General features: G+C 65.2%; 18 protein-coding genes and 5 pseudogenes. 12 read left to right on the top strand and 11 right to left on the bottom strand.

The genetic code is table 11. The annotated features are described in order from the left end of the window. Nucleotides 1–181: 181 nt before the first annotated feature. Nucleotides 182–2,956 (top strand): phosphoenolpyruvate carboxylase, encoded by a 2,775-nt coding sequence (gene ppc / locus JWS13_RS00920; protein WP_206003957.1) that lies wholly within the window; start codon nucleotides 182–184, stop codon nucleotides 2,954–2,956. Nucleotides 2,957–3,441: 485 nt separating this feature from the next. Here the strand turns inward: ppc and JWS13_RS00915 are convergent, their stop codons facing one another. After that, nucleotides 3,442–3,879 (bottom strand): MarR family winged helix-turn-helix transcriptional regulator, encoded by a 438-nt coding sequence (locus JWS13_RS00915; protein WP_241031982.1) that lies wholly within the window; start codon nucleotides 3,877–3,879, stop codon nucleotides 3,442–3,444. Between the two features lie 81 nt (nucleotides 3,880–3,960). Between JWS13_RS00915 and JWS13_RS00910 the strand changes: the two genes are divergently transcribed. From JWS13_RS00910 to JWS13_RS00900, 4 genes and pseudogenes are all read left to right on the top strand, one after another. Continuing rightward, nucleotides 3,961–5,235, top strand: a complete 1,275-nt coding sequence (locus tag JWS13_RS00910; protein ID WP_206003955.1) for a multidrug effflux MFS transporter — start codon at nucleotides 3,961–3,963, stop codon at nucleotides 5,233–5,235. A 183-nt stretch (nucleotides 5,236–5,418) separates the two neighbouring features. Further along, a pseudogene (locus JWS13_RS45195) lies at nucleotides 5,419–5,705 on the top strand (winged helix-turn-helix domain-containing protein). 34 nt (nucleotides 5,706–5,739) lie between these two features. Next, nucleotides 5,740–6,085: pseudogene (locus JWS13_RS00905) on the top strand (DUF3703 domain-containing protein). A 373-nt stretch (nucleotides 6,086–6,458) separates the two neighbouring features. After that, nucleotides 6,459–6,746, top strand: a pseudogene (locus tag JWS13_RS00900) (IS21 family transposase); the annotation flags it as partial. A gap of 545 nt (nucleotides 6,747–7,291) precedes the next feature. On the opposite strand, the pseudogene JWS13_RS00895 reads toward JWS13_RS00900, so the two are convergent. Beyond that, a pseudogene (locus JWS13_RS00895) lies at nucleotides 7,292–7,534 on the bottom strand (MBL fold metallo-hydrolase); the annotation flags it as partial. Nucleotides 7,535–8,021: 487 nt separating this feature from the next. After that, nucleotides 8,022–8,399, bottom strand: a complete 378-nt coding sequence (locus JWS13_RS00890; RefSeq protein WP_206003954.1) for a serine recombinase — start codon at nucleotides 8,397–8,399, stop codon at nucleotides 8,022–8,024. An 815-nt stretch (nucleotides 8,400–9,214) separates the two neighbouring features. On the opposite strand from JWS13_RS00890, the gene JWS13_RS00885 reads away from it, so the two are divergent. Both JWS13_RS00885 and JWS13_RS00875 read left to right on the top strand, forming a co-directional pair. Beyond that, nucleotides 9,215–9,772, top strand: coding sequence for a CBS domain-containing protein (locus JWS13_RS00885; protein WP_206003953.1), 558 nt, complete (start codon nucleotides 9,215–9,217; stop codon nucleotides 9,770–9,772). A gap of 612 nt (nucleotides 9,773–10,384) precedes the next feature. Further along, complete coding sequence (locus JWS13_RS00875) at nucleotides 10,385–10,906, top strand: Dps family protein (protein ID WP_206003952.1); 522 nt, start codon at nucleotides 10,385–10,387, stop codon at nucleotides 10,904–10,906. A gap of 830 nt (nucleotides 10,907–11,736) precedes the next feature. Here the strand turns inward: JWS13_RS00875 and JWS13_RS00870 are convergent. Next, nucleotides 11,737–12,177: a WhiB family transcriptional regulator gene (locus JWS13_RS00870; RefSeq protein ID WP_206004228.1), complete on the bottom strand. Its 441-nt coding sequence runs from the start codon at nucleotides 12,175–12,177 to the stop codon at nucleotides 11,737–11,739. 463 nt (nucleotides 12,178–12,640) lie between these two features. Here JWS13_RS00870 and JWS13_RS00865 point away from each other — a divergent pair, with 463 nt between their 5' ends. The 3 genes from JWS13_RS00865 (at nucleotide 12,641) to JWS13_RS00855 (ending at nucleotide 13,819) form a co-directional block, all read left to right on the top strand. After that, nucleotides 12,641–12,793: a hypothetical protein gene (locus tag JWS13_RS00865; RefSeq protein ID WP_206003951.1), complete on the top strand. Its 153-nt coding sequence runs from the start codon at nucleotides 12,641–12,643 to the stop codon at nucleotides 12,791–12,793. A 378-nt stretch (nucleotides 12,794–13,171) separates the two neighbouring features. Beyond that, the gene (locus JWS13_RS00860; protein ID WP_241031981.1) at nucleotides 13,172–13,399 is read left to right on the top strand and encodes a hypothetical protein; all 228 of its coding nucleotides are present in this window, start codon (nucleotides 13,172–13,174) and stop codon (nucleotides 13,397–13,399) included. 156 nt (nucleotides 13,400–13,555) lie between these two features. Then, nucleotides 13,556–13,819, top strand: coding sequence for a hypothetical protein (locus JWS13_RS00855; RefSeq protein WP_206003949.1), 264 nt, complete (start codon nucleotides 13,556–13,558; stop codon nucleotides 13,817–13,819). A 112-nt stretch (nucleotides 13,820–13,931) separates the two neighbouring features. On the opposite strand, the gene JWS13_RS45880 is transcribed toward JWS13_RS00855, so the two are convergent. Together JWS13_RS45880 and JWS13_RS00850 are read right to left on the bottom strand one after the other, a co-directional pair. Beyond that, nucleotides 13,932–14,060 (bottom strand): hypothetical protein, encoded by a 129-nt coding sequence (locus JWS13_RS45880; protein WP_259375194.1) that lies wholly within the window; start codon nucleotides 14,058–14,060, stop codon nucleotides 13,932–13,934. Between the two features lie 790 nt (nucleotides 14,061–14,850). Further along, nucleotides 14,851–15,228, bottom strand: a complete 378-nt coding sequence (locus JWS13_RS00850; protein WP_206003948.1) for a serine recombinase — start codon at nucleotides 15,226–15,228, stop codon at nucleotides 14,851–14,853. A 902-nt stretch (nucleotides 15,229–16,130) separates the two neighbouring features. Between JWS13_RS00850 and JWS13_RS00845 the strand changes: the two genes are divergently transcribed. Further along, nucleotides 16,131–17,792: a hypothetical protein gene (locus JWS13_RS00845; RefSeq protein ID WP_206003947.1), complete on the top strand. Its 1,662-nt coding sequence runs from the start codon at nucleotides 16,131–16,133 to the stop codon at nucleotides 17,790–17,792. Nucleotides 17,793–17,911: 119 nt separating this feature from the next. Here JWS13_RS00845 and JWS13_RS00840 read toward each other — a convergent pair whose 3' ends face one another. The 4 genes and pseudogenes from JWS13_RS00840 to JWS13_RS00825 form a co-directional block, all read right to left on the bottom strand. Beyond that, nucleotides 17,912–18,079: a hypothetical protein gene (locus JWS13_RS00840; protein ID WP_231138061.1), complete on the bottom strand. Its 168-nt coding sequence runs from the start codon at nucleotides 18,077–18,079 to the stop codon at nucleotides 17,912–17,914. Between the two features lie 308 nt (nucleotides 18,080–18,387). Further along, nucleotides 18,388–18,531: a hypothetical protein gene (locus tag JWS13_RS00835; RefSeq protein WP_206003946.1), complete on the bottom strand. Its 144-nt coding sequence runs from the start codon at nucleotides 18,529–18,531 to the stop codon at nucleotides 18,388–18,390. A 50-nt stretch (nucleotides 18,532–18,581) separates the two neighbouring features. After that, nucleotides 18,582–19,053: pseudogene (locus JWS13_RS00830) on the bottom strand (helix-turn-helix domain-containing protein). A gap of 106 nt (nucleotides 19,054–19,159) precedes the next feature. After that, complete coding sequence (locus JWS13_RS00825) at nucleotides 19,160–19,504, bottom strand: cupin domain-containing protein (RefSeq protein WP_005571601.1); 345 nt, start codon at nucleotides 19,502–19,504, stop codon at nucleotides 19,160–19,162. 890 nt (nucleotides 19,505–20,394) lie between these two features. Here JWS13_RS00825 and JWS13_RS00820 point away from each other — a divergent pair. Further along, nucleotides 20,395–21,180 (top strand): DUF6920 family protein, encoded by a 786-nt coding sequence (locus JWS13_RS00820; protein ID WP_206003945.1) that lies wholly within the window; start codon nucleotides 20,395–20,397, stop codon nucleotides 21,178–21,180. A gap of 135 nt (nucleotides 21,181–21,315) precedes the next feature. On the opposite strand, the gene JWS13_RS00815 is transcribed toward JWS13_RS00820, so the two are convergent. Then, nucleotides 21,316–22,275, bottom strand: coding sequence for an Acg family FMN-binding oxidoreductase (locus JWS13_RS00815; RefSeq protein WP_206003944.1), 960 nt, complete (start codon nucleotides 22,273–22,275; stop codon nucleotides 21,316–21,318). Nucleotides 22,276–22,330: the final 55 nt, after the last annotated feature.

The following is a 22,330-nucleotide window of genomic DNA, read 5'->3' as shown; positions in this document are numbered from 1 at the left end:
TGCGCGGCTGAGCGGATCGATGTTAACGGCCTCGGTTCCAATTGCGCAGCGATCGAACTGATTTTCTGGTAACCGACGATGTCGACTCGTCCGGAACCGCCACGGGCAGCGGATCCGCGCCGGACAGTGACGAACGACCGATAGGCCCCAGCCTGAACGACTCTTTCGACGAGGAACTGCGATGGTAAACCGATTGAACACAGTCACCGATCCCGCTCTGGAAGATAGCGAGCCCCTGCGACAGGATATCCGCCTACTTGGCGGCATCCTCGGCAACATCGTCCGCGACCAGGCCGGCGACGAGATCTTCGACCTCGTCGAGACCGCCCGCGTCGAGAGCCTCCGCATCCGCCGCTCGGAAATCGAACGCGCAGATCTCGCCAACCGCCTCGCCTCGGTGCCCACCGACGATCTGACCCCGGTCATCCGAGCCTTCAGCCATTTCGCTTTGTTGGCCAATCTCGCAGAGGATCTGCACCGCGAACGCCGACGCTCGGTGCACGTGCACGCCGGCGACCCGCCACCGAACAGCTCGCTCGCCGCGACCTACGCCAAACTCGATTCCGCAGACCTCCACCCGGATACCGTCAGCGATGCGCTCGCGACAGCCCTGGTCGCGCCCGTCATCACTGCGCATCCCACGGAAACTCGCCGCCGCACCGTCTTCGACGTGCAGACCGCCGTTACCGAACTCATGCGCAGCCGTGCGTACACCAACGACTCGATGCAGCTCGCGCAGATCGAGAAGGACCTGCACCGCCAAATCCTCACGCTGTGGCAGACCGCCCTGATCCGGCTGGCCCGACTGCAGATTCGCGACGAGATCGACAACGGCCTGCGCTACTACGATCTCGCCCTGTTCGACGTCGTCCCGACGCTCAACGCCCAGGTCCGCGCCGCCCTGCGCAGTCGCTGGCCCGACGCCACCGTGCTCACCGAACCCATCGTACGACCGGGTAGCTGGATCGGCGGAGACCGCGACGGCAATCCGAACGTCACCGCCGACGTCGTCACAGCCGCATGCGACAAGGCATGCGCAAAGGCCGTCGGCCACCACCTGAGCCAGCTCGCGGCACTCGAACGCGAACTATCGATGTCGATGCGAGGGACCCCGACCACCGACGAGCTCCGCGGACTTGCCGACGCCTCCGGTGACGACGGCGCCGCCCGTGCCGACGAACCGTATCGCCGCGCAATCCACGGAATCCGCGGGCGACTCACGGCCACCGCGGCGCGCCTACTGCCCGTCGGTGACCTGCCGCACACCCTGGCATCAGGACTGCCCGCCTACGAAACCCCCGCCCACTTACTCGCCGACCTCGGCATCATCGACGCGTCCCTGCGCCGCGGGCGTAGCGGCGCAATCGCCGACCACCGGCTCACGCACCTGCGCGACGCAATCGAGGTCTTCGGTTTCCACCTCGCCCCACTCGACCTGCGGCAAAATTCCGAGGTCCACGAACGCGTCGTCGCCGAACTGCTCTCGTGGGCCGGCATCGTCGATGGCTACGGCGACCTCCCCGAGGAGAAGAAGGTAGCGCTCCTCACCGCCGAGTTGCGCACCCGCCGCCCGCTCACGACACCCGACGCGCACCTGTCGGAGGAGACCGCGAAGGAACTGTCGATCCTGCGCGCCGCCGCCGAGGTCGTCCGCCGCATCGGTCCGGCCGCCATTCAGCACTACATCATCAGCATGTGTACGTCCGTCTCCGACCTGCTCGAGGTCCAAGTTCTGCTCAAAGAGGTGGGCCTGCTCAACCTCGACTCTGATCTGCCCTACAGTTCCGTGCACGTAGTCCCCCTGTTCGAGACCATCGACGACTTGCGCGCCGGCGCCGCGACACTTTCTGCCGCGCTGAGTGTCCCGGAGTTCCGCAGCCTCGTCGACTGCCGCAACGGTCTCGTCGAAATCATGCTCGGCTACTCGGACTCCAACAAAGACGGTGGGTATCTCGCCGCGAACTGGGCGCTGTACCGCGCGGAACTCGACCTCGTCGACACCGCCCGCGACGCCGGCATCCGGCTGCGCCTGTTCCACGGCCGCGGCGGCACCGTCGGCCGCGGCGGCGGACCCAGCTACGACGCGATCCTCGCGCAACCACCCGGCGCGGTCCAGGGCTCGCTGCGCCTGACCGAACAAGGCGAGGTCATCGCCGCGAAGTACCGCGAACCCACCCTCGCGCGCCGCAACCTCGAGGCCCTCGTCGCCGCGACGCTCGAATCGAGCCTGATCGACGTCGAGGGCCTGCGCGACGACGCCGAATCCGCGTACAGCGTGCTGGACGAGCTCGCCGCTCTCGCACGGACCGCCTACACGGACCTCGTGCACGGAACCCCAGGGTTCGTCGAGTACTTCACGACGTCGACGCCGGTCGCCGAGATCGGTGCCCTGAACATCGGATCGCGCCCGACCTCACGCAAGCCGACGAACTCGATCACGGACTTACGGGCGATCCCCTGGGTGCTGGCGTGGACACAGTGCCGCGTCATGCTCCCGGGCTGGTACGGCACCGGCAGTGCCGTGCACACCTGGATCGGCGGCAATCCGGACCGGCTCGCCACACTCCAGAAGCTGTACCAGCGGTGGCCGTTCTTCCGGTCGGTGCTGTCGAACATGGCACAGGTCCTCGCAAAGTCCGACCTCGGCCTCGCTGCCCGCTACGCGGACCTTGTACGCGACCCCGACCTGCGCGAAAGGGTGTTCGGAAAGATCACCACCGAACACGAGCGCACCGTCGACGCGTACCTGACGATCACAGGGCACACCTCACTGCTCGCGGACAACCCGGCACTCGAGCGATCGGTGCACAACCGGTTCCCGTACCTCGAGCCGCTCAATACGCTGCAGGTCGAATTGCTCCAGCGCTTCCGCGCCGGAGAGGACACCGACCAGGTGCGCCACGGCATCCTACTGACAATGAACGGCCTCGCCACGGCGCTACGCAACAGCGGATAGCCAGAGGGAATCGCGCCAACGCCTGAAGTTCGGAGGACACCCGTCGACCTCCTGACGATCCGATCGAGTCCGGCCGACGCTGTCGATCGCGGTGACGACGGCGCCCGCCCAATTGGGGGCCTCGAAACGCCAGTTAGGAAGTTCTGTACGGCGAAGGTGGGTGGCACCGCAAGCACCCTCACCATCGAGGGGATCGCGAGACGGTGGGGTCGATTGCCGCGAAGATCGCCGAGTCGGTCCTCGACCAAGAATGGGTACCGATCGTCGGACAGCCCGCGATCTCCCCCTATGATCCAAAGACAAGACGAACTCTTGCCCTCAGCGGTGTCTGCAGTGTTTGTCGACGCCAGCGGCGTTTCATGTCGTGGCAAACGCGTCCCGCCCGAGTCACCACGCTCAACTTCTTGACGGTCATCGTCTTTGCCGCGTTGAGGGCCATTTCCGCTCCTGCGATGAGAATACGCTTGCAGCGGTGCACGTTCCGCTCAGTTGTCCGGCATAGTGCCCAGGCGCGCCAGCAAGGGAATCGCTTCAGCGAGCTTTGCGGCGTCCGCAGGACTCATCCCCTCCAGAAGGCTACGAACTCCGCGGACCCACATCTCGTCGATCATCCGATTATCGCGCTCGGCCAAGGCCGTCCGGTGCAATCGGTGCGAGCGCCGGTCACCGGGATCGGCCCGTCTTTCGAGCAGTCCACGATCGACGAGGCTGCGGACCGTGGTGCTCACGTTGCTGCTCTGCAAACCCAGGAACCGGGCGACCTCGGACACGGTACTTCCCGGCCGTTCTGCCACGGTGCGGAGTACTTCGATCTCCGAATTCGGAATGCTGGCGAGGCCGGCCTCCCGCTCCCCGAAGCGACGCAAGGCCCACACCAGCGAACGCGCAGTCTGCGCCAAGAGTTGGACATCATCGTCGACCACGCGTGGGGATTTGGACACGACAACAGTGTACAAGCAATGGTATATCTATAGTTAGATATACTTTCAGATAGAAAGGTCGATGTGAACCAGCATCCCCAGGAAACCGGCACAGCCGTAGACGAGATCGATGACGCCGTCGCCACTACCCACGGCAGCAACGTCCGATCCACCCACTTTCCGGCGACATTGATTGCGACTCTGGCACTCCTGGCCTCAGTCGCCCCTCTCGCCATCGACATGTACCTGCCTGCGTTCCCCGCAATGGCAGTCCAATTCGACACCAGTGCCTCAGCAGTTCAGTTGACGCTCACGACCTTCCTGGTCGGCCTCGCCCTCGGGCAGCTCGTCATCGGACCACTGTCGGACCGCTACGGTCGACGACCCCTGCTACTCGCAGGCACCCTCATCTGCGCACTGTTCAGTGCAGCATGCGCTCTCGCCCCCACCATCGAGGTTCTCGCCCTCTCGCGCTTCGGACAAGGGTTCGCCGGGGCCGCGGGCATCGTCCTCGGCCGAGCCGTGATCTCCGATCGAGCTCGGGGTGCCGCCGCCGCGAAGTTGTTCAGCCTGCTGATCGTCATCAATGCCATCGCCCCGATCATCGCCCCCCTGCTCGGCGGTGTAATCGTCTCGAGTGTCGGGTGGCGCGGTGTCTTCTGGGCACTTTCCGTCCTAGCCGCGGTCATGTTCGTGTGCGTGCTGGCGGGGGTGTCCGAGAGTCATCCGCCGGAGCGACGCACCACCGGCGGGACCGCAGCGCTGCTGCGCGACGCCCGCACCGTTCTCCGCGACCGTCGATACCTCGGCTTTACCTTGGCCTACACGTTCGCCTTCGGCGTCTTGTTCGCCTACATCTCCGCGTCCCCCTTCGTTCTGCAGAACGTCCACGGGCTCTCGACCACCGGATACACGATCGCGTTCACCGCCAACGCGGTAGGACTGGTCATCTCCAGCGTCGCCAACAGCGGACTCGTCGCCAGAATCGGCGAACGCGGCACCCTGCGGATCGGTCTCGTGATGCTTGCCGTGTTCTCCGCCCTGATCCTGATCAACAGCCTCGTTCGGCCTGCCCTCTGGGCCACATTGATCCTGCTGTGGTGCGCCGTGACCAGCCTCGGCCTTGTCATCGCCAATGCCACCGCCTTGGCGCTGGGGCAGGCAAGACAGGCGGCGGGCACCGGATCGGCAGTCCTCGGAGCGTTGCAGTTCATGCTTGCTGCCGGGATTTCTCCTCTCGTGGGTATCGGCGGCGAGCACACCGCCGTCCCCATGTCAATCACGATGGTCGCCAGTGCATTGATTGCCCTGGGCGCACTCGCTCTGACCAGCGAGGGCAAGGTGGCCCACACCGCATAGCGCTTCCGAGCTGCCTGATACCTGGGCCGAAGAGTCCCGGCCCTCAGGGAAGCCGCCGGGGACGTATCCGATCATGGGGCGGTATGACGGTCGTCGACCGCGGAACGCGGTCCACACGCGGCGGCATATGCGAAAGCGGATCCTCGAACGGAACGAAGACCGCACCATTCGAATGCATACCCTCTGTATGCGTTGTCGGATTCGACGCGCACCCGAATCCTGCTGAACCTGCGGGATGTGCCCGGGTATCCGCCCGAACGGGCGGAGCAGATCGGGGTGTCGCGGCGGATCCTGTCGAACCACCCGGCCTGCCTACGCGGGGGCGGTCTGGTCGTCGCCGTAACGGAGGGCCGGCCCGCTACGAGTTGGCGGATTCGCGGATCGGCCACACTCTCGGCGATCCGCTCGATCTGGTGCTCGCCGTCGATCCGGCGCCGCGTCCGGACTCCGACGACGACGGTTGCTGCTGACCGCCGAATCAAGTTGATGCGAAAGGGAACTGAGATGCCTGGGTCGACCGAGGCGATTCGTGCCCTGTACGAGCGGGAGATGGCGCCGCGTCCAGTACCGGTGAGGCGCAGGCGCGATGGGTGCACCTCGAGCGCGCACCCATCGTCTCGCAACCGTATCCGTGGCTGCACACCCGCAATCATATGGCGATGTTCCGACTGGCTCTGCGCCACGCGATCGCCGCGAGGCCCTCGGCCAGGTCGTGCGGATCATCGTGGCCGCCCCCGGCTCGGCGCTGGGCCGATACCCGGAAGGCAACACCGGGCGGGTCTCGGCGGGACTGATGACGCCGATGCCGGTGCCGGGTGATCTGGCCGCTGAGATCGCTGCCGCCGCCTGACGCCGAGACCGGAGCAGGATGATCTACTCCACGAGCGGGCATCGACCGTTTCTACGTGTCGCGGTCGGCGAGGGCTTTGCGATCCGGGTCGGCGGTGAGTGACGAACGGCGGTCCGCGGCTGCGGCCCTGGTGAGCCGTTGCAGGAGGCCGGGCGGTGCCCGCGTCTCGGTACCGGGTGCGGTCAGCTGTGCAGCAGTCGTCGCGCATGTCGCCTGCCATGAGCATGGGACCGTCGTGACCTGATTTCTGCCACCCTCATGGGACCACTCGGATTGCCAGTCATGGGACCACCCCGGCGCGTCGCGCCGAAGTCCCGCCGAATGACTCGTTTGATCGTCGTGTCGGTATCCCCGGACACGAAGGCGGACGGGCATGGCTTTTCGGGAGGTCAACGTGAACGAAGTCAAGGAAGTACTCCGCGTCTGGCTCGGGGTGCCCGGGTCCCGGCCGCCGGGACTGCGCGCCATCGCGGCGCACTGCGGGGTGGACCGCAAGACCGCGCGCCGGTACATCGAGGCCGCGCAGGCCGCGGGGCTGCAGCGCAGCGACGGGGTCGACGCCCTCGACGACGGGCTGATCGGGACGGTGATCGAGGCGGTGCGCCCGGCCCGCCCGAGCGGACACGGCGCCGCCTGGGACCGGCTGTTGGGGTTCGAGGAAAGCGATGCCATGAGGTCGCGCTGCGGGAGCGGTTGGAGCGGGCGATCGAGAGCACGGGCGCGTTCGGACGGTTCCGCGACCTCGTCCACCAGGAGAGCCTCGCCGACCAGTGGTACGCCTTCGCCACCGACCGCCAACTGGGTCGTGCCCGCGAGTTCCTCGCCGACGAGGGCATCCGCGTGGGTGACGGTCAGGTGTCTCTGACCCATCCTGAGCGGCTCCAGGTTCACCCGTCGGGCAGCCCAGTATTCGCGTACCGGGGCCCGCCGCTGTGGGCAGGAGATGAGAACCGCCCGTCGTCATCGGATACGCGGTCCGGCGAGTAGATCCACCCGGTTATCGAGAGGGACGGAGTTGTAGTTGTCGGTGTCGACGAAATTCACGACCCCGCCGATGCCGGCCCGAGATACTGCCGATCTCGATCCCGCCGATCTCGATATCGTGTTGGTGCCGTGTGGGTTCGAGAGATTATCCGGTGCGGCCGTCTCGAGCTCCGGACGAACGACGACGACTGGACCAAGGTCGTGCTCCACTCCGGAGGACTCTCAGCGAGCCGGTTCGAAACCGGCCAACATCTGCTCGAGCGCGGCCTGGTCGGGCCCGACGAAGGCATCGGCCTGCGCGGCGGTGGCAAGCATGTCGAGATACTCCACGGTGCGCCCGTCCGCCGGGGGGCAGGTGAGTGCTGAGGAGTCGCCGGGGTTCAAGAGCGCTCAGGGTCGACACGGTGGCCAGGAATTTGTCCTGGCCACCGTGTGCACCCAAGGGCTGTCCACGGTGGCCCACAGGTGATGGCGCTCGCTGACGCGCTCGCTCAAGTATTGCCCACCTGCGGCCACACCACTGCGCTCCACATCCGACCCGGTGGCGGCGATAACGCCGCGATCAACGGCGACATCCGTCATCACCGAACCCGAGCATCATGGTCGAGTGGGCTTTCAACAAGGTTGAAACAGTGGCGCGCGGTGGCCACCTGCTACGACATACTCGCCCTCACTTACCCAGCCGGATTTCCTCCTTGCGGGCATCGTCGAGTGGCTCAAGCCATTAGGAAACATGGCCCAACTGGATTACCGAGGGTGCCCAATGGTTCGGTCTCCCGGGCCGTCTCAGAAGTGCCTGCACGGCCGCGGTGCCTCCGATCCCTCCGGTGAGCAACCCCAACAGCAGTGCCACATTGGTGTTCATGTAGACGTCCCTTCGGGTGTGGTGATGGTCGAAAATGTTTCGACGGGCATGACCCCGTGGCGCGTAGTCGAATGATGGGCGGAGCCTCTACTTCGCTGTGCCCGCTGTCGTCACGGATGCCTCTGCGAAAGTCCGCGGGCGCCGGCGCGACTTAGCGTCGCGAGCGTCGGCCTTGGACCGTAGGGGGTTGCCTGTCTTGGCCACACGACGTCCGACAAGAGTCAGCATCGGTCGAGGAATTCCGACACCCTTCACCGGCATGCCTGTCACATAGCCTTCCTTGAAGAGATAGTTCGAGGCGTCGTACACCTCGTCGTCGCTGAGCGCCGACGCTGCCCAACCGACTTCTCCTCCGATGGCATCCGCGTCCAGGATCGGGCTGCGATAGCCCTCCGTTGTCTTCGCAAGAAGCCAACGCAGGACAGCGTCACGAACCGCCCACTGGCGATCGGTAGCTGCACTCACATTTCAGTCCTCCAGTAGATGTCGTTGATGCCTGATTGCACCATAGCCGTCGGCAAGGAATAGGCAAGTATCGAACTATTGTGCACGTCTTGGGATTTCGGACCAGCACTGGTTGATGCTGCAAGGCGGTCGGCGCGGGCGTGACTGAGACGCAGGGCATCTCGCGCGGGAACAGTGCGCGGGAACAGACCGGTGACGACGTTCTGGCCGATCCCGTCGTCACCGTCGACGCACTCCGAACCGGCCCTTTGCGCGTGACTCGGTAGACGTGCCGTTCCCCTGAATATGCCGCTGAACTGGACTTATTTCTTTTTTTGGGTATGGTCGAGGTCAGTTCGCGGTTGCCGATTCGGAAAGGACCGACAATGGCCGACAAGTCCGCCGTCAAGAGTTCAAAGCAGTCTGCACGTGCTCTCAAGGAGCGCCGGGCGGAGAAGAGGGCGAAGGCCCTCGAATCGACTCATTTCATGCGAAAGCGTAAGAGCTGACGTCATCCTGGAGCATCGCCACCTCCCCCGCCATCCTCGTCACTGCCTGAAGGTTGGAAGGTCGCACCCGAAGCTCGGCCAAGAGAAAAGCCGACTCGCCCCATCACGGACTAAACAATATCGGGTTCCAGCTACGTGGGGCGAGGACCCCGCCGGGCTTCCCTCCTTTCCTCTCATATACAGACGGAAAAGGCTCACGAAGGGCTGACGAGTGTTCTGGAAACACGGCGAATGTCATTGGTCCGCATCCGCGTGAGACCCGACGGGGGGCCAACTTCCGACGCTCCTCAATGCTGGGTGTCGGATCGACTGAAACGAGTGGTGACGATGCGAGTGTTGAACGTGATGCAGCGACCGGTTCGAGTGGTGCGTCAATCCGACAGTATGCGCACGGCCGCAGTACTACTGGCCGAGTACGGGTTCGCGGCGGTGCCGGTCGTCGACGACCACGACCGGTTGGTGGGGATGTTGAACAGCGGAGACGTGTTGCGGGCCGGACAAACGTGCTCGGAGACGGTGGGCGAGGTGATGACTGCACCCGCCGTTGCTGCGCCGATGTATCAATATTTGGCCGATGTGAGCAAGATGCTGCTTCAGCAGGGACTACGCAGTCTGCCGGTCGTGGATATCGACGGGCGGGTAGTGGGCATCCTCAGCCGCAGTGACGTGGTGCGGTTGATGCTCAAACCGGACGAGACGATCGCCGTGGGCGCGCAACGCCGCCTCGACGATTACACCGGGGACGGACGCTGGCGCGTGACGGTCGAGGAGGGCTGCGTCACCCTCGCAGGCCCGTTCGCGGACGAATCCGAACGCCGCATCGCGATCGCGTTGAGCAAGACCGTACCGGGCACCCGCATGGTGTCCATTGCCGCTGGAGAATAGGTGCTGGTCGATGAGGCACAAGCTATCGACAACAGCGCACCGCGGTGATCACTGCAAGGCCGACACAGTGCGCGATGAGTTTCGGCATCGCCCCGAGGGCCTGAGTGAACAGTCCGCGACCACGCCGACCTGGCTGTGGCCGAAGGCACTCTGATCGCGGCTCCTGTCGTGACGCTGCGCCGCACGCACGGCCACCCCGCGCCGGTAGCGGCCCGGAGGCCGAGAAAGAGAGAACGAGGAATGTATCGATCGCGCACGCCCGCCGCGGCAATCCACAGTTCCTTCGCCCACGGCGGATCGATGAGCACGCGCCAGATCAAGGCCCATCTCGAGGTGATGTTCGCCGCCGAGACCGATCACGGCGCCCCGGCTCGGAAACGCCGGTTCAGTGTTCGCAAACCGGCTCAGCGAGGCTGAGTAGAACACGCTTCCGCTTCTCGCAGACATTGCCTGAGATCGCAGAGCGCCCGGACATCCCGCAGCACGCGTGGGTATCGATCTCACCGATGGGCGCGGTCCCCTACCAGGCCGACAGCACAATCGGGACGCCTCGGTCGGTACGACCCACACCAAGGACCCCGACACCGACCTACGAAAACGATAGGAGCAACCATGACCCCCACCCCCATCACCACCACCCTCGACGCCGAGCAGCAGCGGATCGCCGGCAAGGCACTGCAGGGCACCGTCGTCGACCTGATCGACCTCAGCCTGATCGCCAAACAGACCCACTGGAACGTCATCGGACCCCACTTCCTGTCTGTACACCCCGCCCTCGACGAGCTGGCCACCGTCGCACGCAATTTCACCGATGAAGCGGCCGAACGCGCCACCGCGATCGGCGTCAGCCCGGACGGCCGCGCGGCCACCGTCGCCGCGGACGCCGGTACCACGGGATTCGCCGAAGGGTGGACATCCGACGGCGAGGTGGTCGAGACGATCGCCGCAAACCTGGCCGCCGTCATCGCACGGTTGCGGGCCCGCATCGAGTCCACCGAGAAGGCGGACCCGGTCACCCAGGACCTGCTAATCAGCATTACCGCCCGACTCGAGCAACTGCACTGGATGTGGCAGGCCCAGCGCACGCAACCTGTTGCCCAGCGCCGTCGGCTCGGACAGTTGCTCAGCGGATAGCTCCGCCAGCCGGTGCGCGAACGAGCGGGGTACCGCGACGGGCGATCGGCACCTGCGGCCTCGGCCTCAGTGCCGTAACAACCGCGTTTGCATGCCGCGCTCCAGTCGCCCCAGCACGCGAAACCCGAGTGCGACGACGGTCCGTGCCACCTGATGAACGGTTGCGGACCATCCCAGCGGCTGCGCCAGAGGGCGTGTGAGAACTCGAAATGGCGCGCCTGTGCCTCGCCGAGAATCGAAGACCTTGGGCTCCTGACTGGGTCGGCGATCACCGGATCACCGCCCACGCAGGAGTCCACAATGCCATCACCGCCGATCTCGTTGCGCCCGGAGGACATGTTTTCGTGGTGTACTCGTCGTCGGTCACCGACGCAGAGTGGGCCCCTCGAATCACGATTGCCTGCACCGGGTGGCAACGCAGGTCGCTTGAGGCGACCCGAGACGTACTGCCGCCGTTGATAGTGGATGGCATCCAGCACATCGTGGGCGGTGGTACCGCGTGGGGGAAACTGCCGGTGGAGTTCTGGTCAACCGGGACGGTGAACGCGGTCTCCGCCCGCAGAATACCTGTGCACGAAACTCGCCCAGAAACCCATCGCAATGGTCTGCGGATCTGGATTTCGACGAACACCGTCTGCACTCGACAGGACACCGGAATCCGCACGATCAGGTGCAGCCTGCGGTACCCATTCGGCTCTGTCGACGGTACGTGAAAACTCGATCTCGAGCCGTCATCTGACTGCTCTTCGGGTTGGCGGCACGATACTCCTCGTGCCTCGCCGAAGGGGCGGACGGTACGAATCGGGCCCGGGCCAGGTCGGTGCGGGGTGTCACCCGGCGGTGGGGCGACCCCTCGACGCCCCACCGGTGTACGCACGGTCGAACGACACGGTGAATGCGGCCCGGCGTACCCCCAATGCAGCACCAACAGGTCGCTCATGGAAAGACCCGAGCGGTCGACGCTCACCGCGGCGGGAACGGAGGGTGCGCTTTCGTCGGTCCGCCTCCGTCATGCCTCCCCACACGCCGTAGGATTCACCCACCGTCAGCGCGTGATCGCGACACCGCACCAGCACGGGGCAGACCTGACAAATCTGCCGGGCCCGCGCTTCACGCCGATCGCGAGCGGAGCGCCGTTCGCCGTCCGGCGAGAAGAACACCGACAGATCGGCGCCGCGGCACGCGGCACGCACCCGCCACTCACCGGAATCAACGGTGACCGCCGCCGGGAACGGATCCTTCGGGATCGGCAATGGCGGATTCCTATCCATTGACACCACCACCGCCAACGTCGCGGCGCGGCAGATGCGCTGTTGCACGGCGATGTTGCTCACGGCCACCGCGATCCGCCGACGGCCGCGCCAGGACACGTACAGCTGCGGTGGTGACGCTGATGTGGCTACGGCGGGCCACATCGAGGAGAGCATCGAAGCCGGCGTCATGGCTGCAGGCGCGCTGCTCAGCCAGGACTGCAGCCGCGGCGGACAGCAACTGCGCGTCCGCAGGCTCCGGCGAAGGCCCTCGTCCGGGTACTGCTGCGGTGTCGGTCGGCATGGGAGTCCTTTCGCTACATCGGGCGGTACAGCGGTACAGGTGACGTCGGCGCGTGTGGGCGATGTCGCGCGCCTCACCGTCGACGCCGCCTGGTATGGTCCGTCACTCCAGTCTCCAGGAACGGACACCCGGAGAACACAGGCCTTTACCTAGGCCTTACCTAGGTAAAGGCCGGGTGTCGTGGATAAGACCGTTCATGGGGTGCCCGGCCTTGTGTCGCGGACCACGCACATCGGCGTTGCCGATCTGCGCCCCGACACCGACACGCCAGGCTTCTACGAGCGCCGGTTCAATTCAGCGAAGGCGCGGATAAATCTGGCTGTGCAGAAGTAAATCCGACGAGACCACCGACCTCGGCGATAGCTGACGCCCTTACCCGAACGCCCGACCGCATGCCTTCGCCGAGCGGTGCCGACTGATTCGACGGGTTCGTCGTATTGGTCGACTCCGGCGCGCGGCACCCACTCCGAACGGTGCGAGGCACCCCCGCCGGGTCGATCGGGAGGCCCCCCGACCCGAGCAAGGAACCGGAATGGGAGTGCCCGATCGGCCGATTCAGCCTTCAGCCGGCAGATCCCAGCCGCGATGGCATGCACCACCGCCCTCGACAACGAAATAGGTAGGTGCGATGAGTCATCCTGCGTCTCTTATACTTTCAAGACGAGCGTGCGGTGATGCACGAGGATCGAGGTTGATGTGGTCGAGGTGGCGGTGCGCATAGACATCAGGTGTGCGGCGGATCTGGTGCCCGTCGTCGCGGCGAACATCCAGCGGGGCGTAGACCAGGTGTACCGCGCACACCAGGGTGCATCAGCTTCCACGGTGCGGACAGTTCTCAAACGCAAGTTCGGCAGGGCGATCGGGACAACGGCAATCGAGGTCCTCGCCGGGTGCATCTCGGACGGGAACACCCCGGTGATCATGTCCTCGTCCCGGTAGCGACCGGGCCGGCAGACAAGACGAGGACCCGAGCGATCTGAACGCCCTGGTCTCCATCACCACCACTCACAGCCGCAGCCTGCCCTGCGGTCACACGGACGCCCCTATGCGGCTGCATCCGGAAGACCAAACCAAGAGCGGGCTGGCACCGGGGTCGTGATCAAACGGTCGTCGGCGACCGGCCACCGCCGAAAACGTCGGGCGCTGGCACCCTCGATATCGTCGTCACAGACGACGTCGCCGGGGATCGGCCTGGAGGTGCACCTCGACGTCGTGCAGGGCCCCTTCGGCACCACGGCGCCACTCTCCGCGCAGGCCGTGTTCGCCATCCTGGTGGGATCCTCAGTGCTGTGGGTCGACGAGGTCGGCAAGGCATCTGTCCGGGCCCGCACACACCCGGCGGTACGGACCTGCGAATGACAGTGGGCCGGCACGGATCCGCGGGAGCGCCGGTGCCAGACTCACCCCGATCGCAGGATCGCTCATCTCTGCCCTTCAGGGGCCCGGCGGGCCTGGCGCCGAGAAGGATTGATCAGCCGTTGACGTGGAACACCGCACGCCGGCCGCGGTCGGCGGAACGGCGCAACGCGGCCTGGATGGCGGCGGTGCCACCGATTCCGCCGGCAAGGACAAATAACAGTAGGGCGACATTGAGGTTCACGGGACAGGTCCTCCTCGGGGTGGTCCAGATGTGGCGGACGGTGCGGATCGTGATGTGGTGGGGCTCAGTTCGCTCACGGCTGGCGGGGCCGGCAACGAGGGCGGAGGGGTGTCGGCGTTGTCGTCACCGAACATCGCGGCGAGTCGGGCCTTGATCTCCGCGGTACTGATCGACCCGGCACCGGCGAGGGTCGGCGATGTCCTGTGGTCGGGTGTCACACTCATGATGGACGATTCCTGCCTTCGTCTCGAACTACTTGGTTGGCTCCGTGTGCAATGGGTCGGATCACGGGCGGGCATGCAGTCACCCCACGAGAAGGCCACGAAGTCATCGCCGACCGTTACACCCTCACCCGCGAACACGTGCCCATCGCCGAACCACGCGAACGGCGACGGACCTGCGAAACTGTCAGTCGCTCTGCGCGCCATCGGCCGATCCGTCCAGCACCCACGCTACGATCCCCAGGGCCCCCCTTGCCATCCAGGATCTCACGTGAATCTCGCTATCGTTCCGGCTTTTTCGGTGATGCACCCTGCCCGGCGGGCTCCGATATACGATCCAGGCCGTACCGATCGCAAACCAATGAAATAGTCGACCGATGGGTCGGGCATTCGCGACGGAGTGTGCGTACGCGGACACCTACCGACACCTACCTCGCGGCGCGACCGGACTGGGTAACCTCGTCGGTGCCGGCGTGGTCTGCACCGCGACGGTGCGGACCACGCCGGTTCCGGGGTCAACCCGTGCTCACGTACTCATCGTCGAGTGACCGGTCGAGCCATTCTCTTATTCACTTCACTGCGGCCGTCGTCGCGGATGCCTCTGCGAGCGAGGCCGCCAGCTGCTGGCGCAGCTTCGTTCGGTTGACGTCGTCCTTGTACCTGAGGGGTTTGCCTGTCTTGGCCACCCGACGTCCCGCGACAGTCAGCATCGGTCGTGGAATCCCGATACCCATTACCGGCACGCCTGTCACATAGTTCTCCTTGAAGAGAAACATCGAGGCGTCGACGACTTCGTCGCGGGTGAGCGGCGAGGCCACCCACCCGACCTCTGCTCCGATGGCATCCGCGTCCAAAATCGGGCTGCGATATCCCTCCGTTGTCTTCGCGAGAAGCCAACGCAGAACAGCGTCACGAACCGCCCACTGACGATCGGTAGCTGCACTCACATTTCAGTCCTCCAAATAGATGCCACTGATGCTGCCCTGCACCATAGCCATCGGCAAGAAATAAGCAAGTCCGTGAAATTTCCTGCGCGCCTTGAACCTCTGAAACTCCCGACGGACATCGCACGACGACCGCACCGGGCGCAGCTGGGGTCGGGGAGAATCTCGTATCGGCGAACAGCCCGCCGAACACAAAAACCGACCCCGTCGTCACGACCCCCGCATCACCGAACCGCCTCTAATCGGCCGCTGAACTGGACTTATTTCTTTTATTGGGTATGGTCGAGGTCAGTTCGCGGTTGCCGATTCGGAAAGGACCGACAATGGCCGACAAGTCCGCCGTCAAGAGTTCAAAACAGTCCGCACGTGCTCTCAAGGAGCGCCGGGCGGAGAAGCGAGAGAAGGCGCTCGCGTCGACTCAGCTCTTCCGAAAGCGGAAGAGCTGACGCGACACTGGCGTCAACACCGCACCCCGTCACCCTCTTCGTTGCCTGAACATCGATGATGTTGCCCCGCGAACTCGGCCCACAGCCCTGACCCGCGCCCATATCAGACGTAGCAGTTTCGGAAGAGAACGGCTCGGAACGTGGAAATATCAGCGACTGCACTCTCTTCCATTTATCTACATCGGTGAAAGCGGCTCACAAAACCCTGCCGAGTTCAATGGAAGCACATCGCAGTCCTATTGGTCCGCCCCGCGTGTGACCACCCGATCGGGAGGCCAACTTCCGGCCTCTGACACGCCCGCCCCGGCCGCTGCGCGGCGGGGGCGGGCGTGTTCCCAACGAGTGCAGGGTGAGCGAGACAGGGGCACTCACACAACATCCGGTGAGATGACCCTCTTGCGTTCCGCCGCATCGGTCGGCGCACGAGTGCCGGATGTTTCGAGAATTGATGGAACAGAAATGAAACGTCCTGGACTCGTCACCCGTCGGTCGAACCCGGCTTCGCTGTCGTCGAGGAGACGGCGGGCACTGTTGCGGGTCATCCTGTTGCCGTTGGATATCGTGGAAAGCGCCGATCCGGTCCCGGTACCCGCGGTCGACGAGGTCGAACCGTTCCTGCCTGCCCGCATCAGCGCCCCCACCGCCACCGGAGACGATGGACCCCAAGCACAGTTGCTGGCGTTCCGGCACATCGTCGATCGCAGCAGTCCACCGGTTACCTTCGGACTCGCACTCGATGGACAGCGCGCACCTGACGGTCGGCGACGACCCTACGTCGGCCCGCCGGCCACGTGCCTGTCACTGTGGGAGGTGCCCGGCAACGGACTGGTGCTGGCCTGCGAGGAACTCACCCCCGAGCGCACCGGCAGCCTGATCGACCGGCACCATGATCCGCTCCGCGGCGGCGGTAGCCCCGAATTCTGGGCCGCCATCGAAGCATTCCTCCGCCCCTTCGGGCTGACGCCTGATGCGAGCCCGATGGACGTCTTCCCGCGGCTGAACACCCGACTGCCCAGCTCCGCGGTCTACCGGCCGCTGCGCAGCCTGACAATCCACGGCCCTCACCGGACTGATTCGGACACCCTCGAGGGCCTGATCATCGAGGTCCACACGGACGGGGTCGATACGGTACGGCGACTGGTCGATGAACCGGGCACCTCACCCTGCGGCGGGGCCGCGTCCCGCTCCTACCGTGGACTCTTGCGCTGGCACCGGGTCCCGCTGATCGACAGGGCGTCTCGGCTCGGATCGGGGATCGCGATTCGCGAGGACGCCCGCGCCCTCGCCGTCGACGTCGGCGCCCCCGTTATCGGTCGCCAATACGTCGATCGGGGCACCCGTGAGATGCTCTACTGCCTCATCGGCTGGGTCGCCCTGCGCGCACAGCACTCGGCGGACCACCGACGCGTACTGTCGCTCCTGCGCAACCGCCGCCAACTGAGCGAGGGTGGCGCCCTCGCGGGCCTCGGCGACATCGCGGCGGCCCGCACACGGATGATCGAGACACGGCTTCTGCAAGCACACCCCGCCGATGATCACCGCCTCTCGCCACGGATCGAATCGACACACCTTCGATCAACGCTGGTGCACCGCACCGCCGACGAGATCGCGTTTCTGCATACCGAACTCGGTAAGCTGTGTGACAGTGCTGAAAGCAGTCTGCTGCCTCACGCGGTCGCCTCCGCCCGAGAACGGCGGTCCACGCTCGTGTCGGTTGCGGCCGCCGGTGCGCTGTTCGTGACCTCGCTCCACGCGGCCGTCGCGGCATCGCCGGTGGACTTGCAGCGCTGGGGGTTCACCGTGGCGGTTGCCGCCGCGATCGGCGCTGTCGCCTTACTCGAGGTTGTCTCACGTCGTCGCCCCTCCAGGACACCCCTGAAACCGACACCGGTCGCGCCGCCGCGGGCCTCGCCCGTCGTGACGCCTGTCAGGGACCTCGAACGCCGACGGCGGGAGTCGATCTTCCCGTTCGAGACGCAGGTGTGGGCCACCGTTCCGAGTCGCCGCGGCATGACGCCCACGTTCCGAGAGTGCCTCGAGGCCAACGATCTTTCCGTCGGCGAGCCTTCCAACTCACTGTTGGTGATGGCAAGTCCGACATTCCGTCCAGCACCAAAATAGACCCGACCTTCAGAACACCGGCCCCACGCTTGCGGACCGTCATGTTCCAGCGCGACGCTCGCGCTGTTCTACTTCTATCGTCAAAGGATTGTCCGCGCGATGCTAGTAGACCGTCGCGGCTAAGTGTTGGGATATAGGTGGCGGAGTTTGATGCGGGCGTCGTCGGTGGTGAAGTGCCACTGGACCTGGCGTTGATCGGCGTTGGTCTGTCGTTGCCAGGCGGCGAGTTCGGCATTGAGTGTCTCGAGGTCCTCGATGCGCCGGTCCAGACACTGGCGCGTCAGCACAGAGAGTTCGATCTCGGCAATGTTGAGCCACGAGCCGTGCTTGGGGGTGTGGTGGATCTCGAGCCGCTGCGCGAGCGCGAACGCCTCCGCCGTCGAAGGCCTCGTAGAGCGATCCGATGCCGTGAGTGGTGGGGGTGTCCATCACCAGCACCACCGTCTCTGCGTCCGGGTAGTCCACGCACAGCAGGTCCTTGACCTGTCCGGCCCAGTCGATCTTGGTGCGCCGGGGCCGGGCATCGACCCGCCGCCATCCGGCCACGGGCTCGACCCAGCAGAAGAACGAGCAGGTCCCGTGCCGCACGTACTCGTCAGTCCTCCTTCAGATCGCGTCCCGGGCCTGCCGGGATCGGGTCACGCACGTGAGCGAGGAGCTGGTAGGGCTTTTCGTCCATGCACACCACCGGCCGCATCGGGTCGTAGATCCGGGCGTAGACCGACAGAATGTCCTCCATGCGGGCCGCGAACTCTGCGTTGGCGTTTGGTGGGATGATCCAGCACTTCCTCAGGTGAGGACGAAGTTTCGTTTTTCTAAAACCCGGCCGATGGTCGAGTGGTCCAGGTCGGGGATGTCGTCGACCAAGGCGACGTGTTTCTCCAGCAGTCGCAGCGACCACCGGGCATGTCCCGCCGGGGGTTGCGTGCACGCCAACGCAATCAACCTGGCCTCGATCTCCCCCGTGATCTGCGAGGGCACCGGCGGGAGGTCACGCTGCTTGCGACCGATCGTGGCCTCCACGTCCCGACCGGTCTCAGCGAACCGCTTGGCCACCAGCCGCACCGTCTCACCCGAGACCCCCAACCGTGCTGCGATCACCTCCTTCTCATCAACCACCCCGACCGAGGTGTCCAGCGCCAGCAACACCCGGGCCCCGCCGGATCATCGAGGCCGGATGCACCCCGGTCGTCGTCAACCGTTCCAAGAACTCACGATCAGCCAAGCTCAACGTCACCGGACGCTTCTTCTGCGAAGGCATTGACAACAGTCCTGACCGGCAGAGGAGAAGGGGAAGTCTGCCGCCCCCAACCTAAACGAAACAGGGCAGAGCTAAGAAGCGACACGCTACTAGTCTAGGTAAGCCGTCAGGAGTATGACTGTTTGCCTTGTTGGCTCGTCACCGTGGTCAGCAGGAAAACGCTGTCGGCGAGGGCAAGTACCGCATGGCGTTCATGGGTGAGAATCCACAGTTCGCCTTCGCCGAATTCCCCTTGAGACTCCTCTTCGAGTTCGACGCGAACCCGTCCTGTGAGGACCTGGAGGCTCGCTGCCGGCGGGGAGTTGTGCTCGGCGAGCCGGATGCCCTCCCGAAGTGCGATCACTGTCTGCCGGAGTGCTCCGTCGTTGGCGACAAGTTCGGCGCTGCGGCCGCGTTTGTCCGTCCGTGCCGTGGAGAGATGAGACTCGGTCAGCTCCCTGAGATTCGCCATGATCGTCCTTCCGCGAGCCTGCTGGTCTGCCTAACCTACGTGGGGTGCGTAGAGGATGTCCACGAACAGAGAGCACAGCGCGGATCGACGTCTTAGCCGGCTCAATTTCGATCTGTCACAAGCTTTGAGGGCGTGTAAGCGACACCAGGGCGTGATTCTGCCGTTTTCCCCTGTACCCTGTTCGTCCGGTTGGCGCTCGCGATCGCTGCGAGCCTGACTGCCTGCCCGACGTGCGCGAACTCGCCAGTCGTTTCTTGGAAGACCGTCCCGCAAGGCGGTCAGTTGGACCGTTGTCAGAGCTTGTCTCGTTTTGGGCACTACGAGCACGCCAGGTGTATCGGCAAGTGCTCAGCCAGCGAAGCATTAAATTAAGGATCGGCGTACAAGTCGGCGGCGCAGCCGCCGAACGGTCGCTCACATGAGCCAACGTCGCCGCAACTCAGGCGAGTCCCGGACTATGGTCGCGACTTCGCGCCGCCTCCGTTCACGACGCAACCGACCTGTTCCCGCCGTACCCGAGTTCGGTGTCGGTGACCTTCTCAGCCCCGTACGGCGCGCACCTGACCACGATGAGTCACCGATGCCGCGGCGCGGAGACCACCCGCACCGCTGACAATTTCGCGGTGGCCTTCACGCTGAGCGGCACCGCGAGCGAGATCGACGCCGAACCGTGCCCGACCACCGTTCCGGGCACCTCGAGAGCACCAGTATCGACGATGTGTGGAACGGCCCCGGGCAGACGAACTGATTGCCCTCGAGGTGAGCACTGACTGCGCATGGGAAGAACTACCATGTCGGACAGACCCTTGGATGGTAGGCGCCGATGCTGGATTTAGCGCGGGTTCCACGGGCGGCCCGCCATGTCAGCGAACAATGGAAAGCACTCACCCATGTGGGCGGCACGGGCCAGCGGTTCGACCCCTCCCTCGTCGAGAGCCTTCTACCCGCCGCCCGCCGCTGGATCACTCACGCCGTCGACGACAACACTCGCCTTTACGGCCACCCAAATCCTGGTGCCGGCGTCGGGGTTCATATGGGCTGCCACCGCCAAGGTCGGCGCTCTACCGATTCTGGGCTTCGACCGTTTCACCGACGGTAGTGGGGAGATGCGGTGGCGCATCGGCGGGGTGGTCCCGGTGAATTCCGAGCGTGGACGCGATGTCACCGAAAGCGCGGCGGGTCGCCTGGCGGGCGAAGCAATCTTCGTTCCCACAGGGTTTCCCCTTGCCCGCTGGACCGCCGACCTCAACGAGTCAACCACTCAGGCCACCTGGACGGTGGCCGGGCATGAGGAAACCGTGCGGCTGGAGATCGGCGAGGACGGCGCCCTGCGCGGGCTGCAGATGCAGTGTTGGGGAAATCCTGACGGTCAGGGATTTGGGCGCTACCGGTTCACTGTGACCATCGATGCCGAGCGCAGATTTACCGGCATCACTATTCCCGCGCAGCTGCGCGCCGGATGGGAAACCGGCAGCACCTCGGAGAGTGAGTTCTTCCGCGCCGAGATCACGGACGCCCGGTTCCGCTGGCGCAATATCGACCGCCGGTGCCGTCGGTGCGGTCCGATCTTGCTGGCCACGCGAGAACCGCGTTCCGGCGAAGGCGGGTCCTCTGCCATTCTGGAGCAATTCGCAGTGCACCGCAGTGTGTGGGGCGCATCGGTGTCGACGACCTGACCGAGCTTGTCTCCGATGTCGATCGGTACAGGACCCGGTCGGATCGACGTAGCCCCCGAGGACTTGGCGAAGCGCCGACGGGCCACCGTGGCTTGACGGTGCAATGGCCTCCACGGCACCGTCGGGAACTGCCTGTCATTCTCGGAAGAGAATCTCTGACAACGGGCGTCGGGATACTGCGGTTGTCGGTGCGGGTCGGGTAGAACGCCCCACCCTGACCAGGACCTGGGGTAAGCCGTCACCGTCGGAAAGTTCGCGTAGCGCGGTCCGGACCGCGCCCGATTCGGTCAGATGTGTGACTGTGCATGTCGCGAGTCCGCGATCGGTACAGGCGAGAAGTACGGCCGACAACGCCTCTCCGCAGCGCACCCAGTCCAGCCGGGAGTCCGAAGGGGTGGAGAGCAGCAGGATCGCCGCGCGGTCGTCCTCGTTTCCGGTGTCGGAGGTGACGTTTCCGGGAGGGAATTCTCGTTCGACCGCGACCGTGCGGTGTCGCGCGGCCGGTAACGCCTCGGCCGGGATACCTTCGGGGTAGAGCGAATGCCCCGCCCACCACCGCAGCTCTGCTTGGTAGACCGGATCTGCGCGGCGCAGACCGCTGAGTCGGCGTGACATCGCTTCGAGTGCGGGTCGGCCGTGCTCGCCGATGTCTTCCAGGTGAGTTCCGGACTGTGCGGCGAGTTCTGTCACCTGGGCGAAGGTCTGATCCCAGCGGCCGGGCGGGTCCATCGGAAGTCGCTCGGTGCGTCTGCGGGTGATCGCCGTTGCCATCCGGTCATCGGTATCGGATACGTCCTGGGCAGGGGCGAGCCCGATGGTTGCCAGGCATTGTCGTCCCTGCGAGTGCGGGAGGCGGTCGATCACCGAAGTCCAGCGCAGGGACGCGAATGCGTAGCGGAGATGGTTGAGTGCCGCCCCACAGGACAGCACCATCTGGCGTCCGAACGCATCGGTGGCGGGCAGGATGCGATCGGGATCACTGAAAAGGGACAGGTCCTGCGAACCGAGGACCCACCTCCACGGTTGGCTGTTGTACAGGGACGGTGCCCGGCAGGCCAGAGCGACCGCGGTTTCGATGGTTCGTCGGCTCGGCATTGTCTGCGATGGTCCCATCACTCCTCTTGTTCTGACGCGGGCCCGACTTATGTCG

This window comes from Rhodococcus pseudokoreensis (assembly GCF_017068395.1).
Classification (GTDB): Bacteria; Actinomycetota; Actinomycetes; order Mycobacteriales; family Mycobacteriaceae; genus Rhodococcus_F; species Rhodococcus_F pseudokoreensis.
Note: the sequence above shows the minus strand (reverse complement) of the source record. Positions and strands in the feature narration are given on the sequence as shown.

What these genes read in the sequence shown, in the direction of transcription:
- ppc (WP_206003957.1), top strand. Translation starts at nt 182, where the DNA reads ATGGTAAACCGATTGAACACAGTCACCGATCCCGCTCTGGAAGATAGC.
- JWS13_RS00885 (WP_206003953.1), top strand. Translation starts at nt 9,215, where the DNA reads ATGCGAGTGTTGAACGTGATGCAGCGACCGGTTCGAGTGGTGCGTCAA.
- JWS13_RS00875 (WP_206003952.1), top strand. Translation starts at nt 10,385, where the DNA reads ATGACCCCCACCCCCATCACCACCACCCTCGACGCCGAGCAGCAGCGG.
- JWS13_RS00870 (WP_206004228.1), bottom strand. Translation starts at nt 12,177, where the DNA reads ATGGATAGGAATCCGCCATTGCCGATCCCGAAGGATCCGTTCCCGGCG.
- JWS13_RS00845 (WP_206003947.1), top strand. Translation starts at nt 16,131, where the DNA reads ATGAAACGTCCTGGACTCGTCACCCGTCGGTCGAACCCGGCTTCGCTG.
- JWS13_RS00835 (WP_206003946.1), bottom strand. Translation starts at nt 18,531, where the DNA reads ATGGAGGACATTCTGTCGGTCTACGCCCGGATCTACGACCCGATGCGG.
- JWS13_RS00825 (WP_005571601.1), bottom strand. Translation starts at nt 19,504, where the DNA reads ATGGCGAATCTCAGGGAGCTGACCGAGTCTCATCTCTCCACGGCACGG.
- JWS13_RS00820 (WP_206003945.1), top strand. Translation starts at nt 20,395, where the DNA reads ATGTGGGCGGCACGGGCCAGCGGTTCGACCCCTCCCTCGTCGAGAGCC.
- JWS13_RS00815 (WP_206003944.1), bottom strand. Translation starts at nt 22,275, where the DNA reads ATGCCGAGCCGACGAACCATCGAAACCGCGGTCGCTCTGGCCTGCCGG.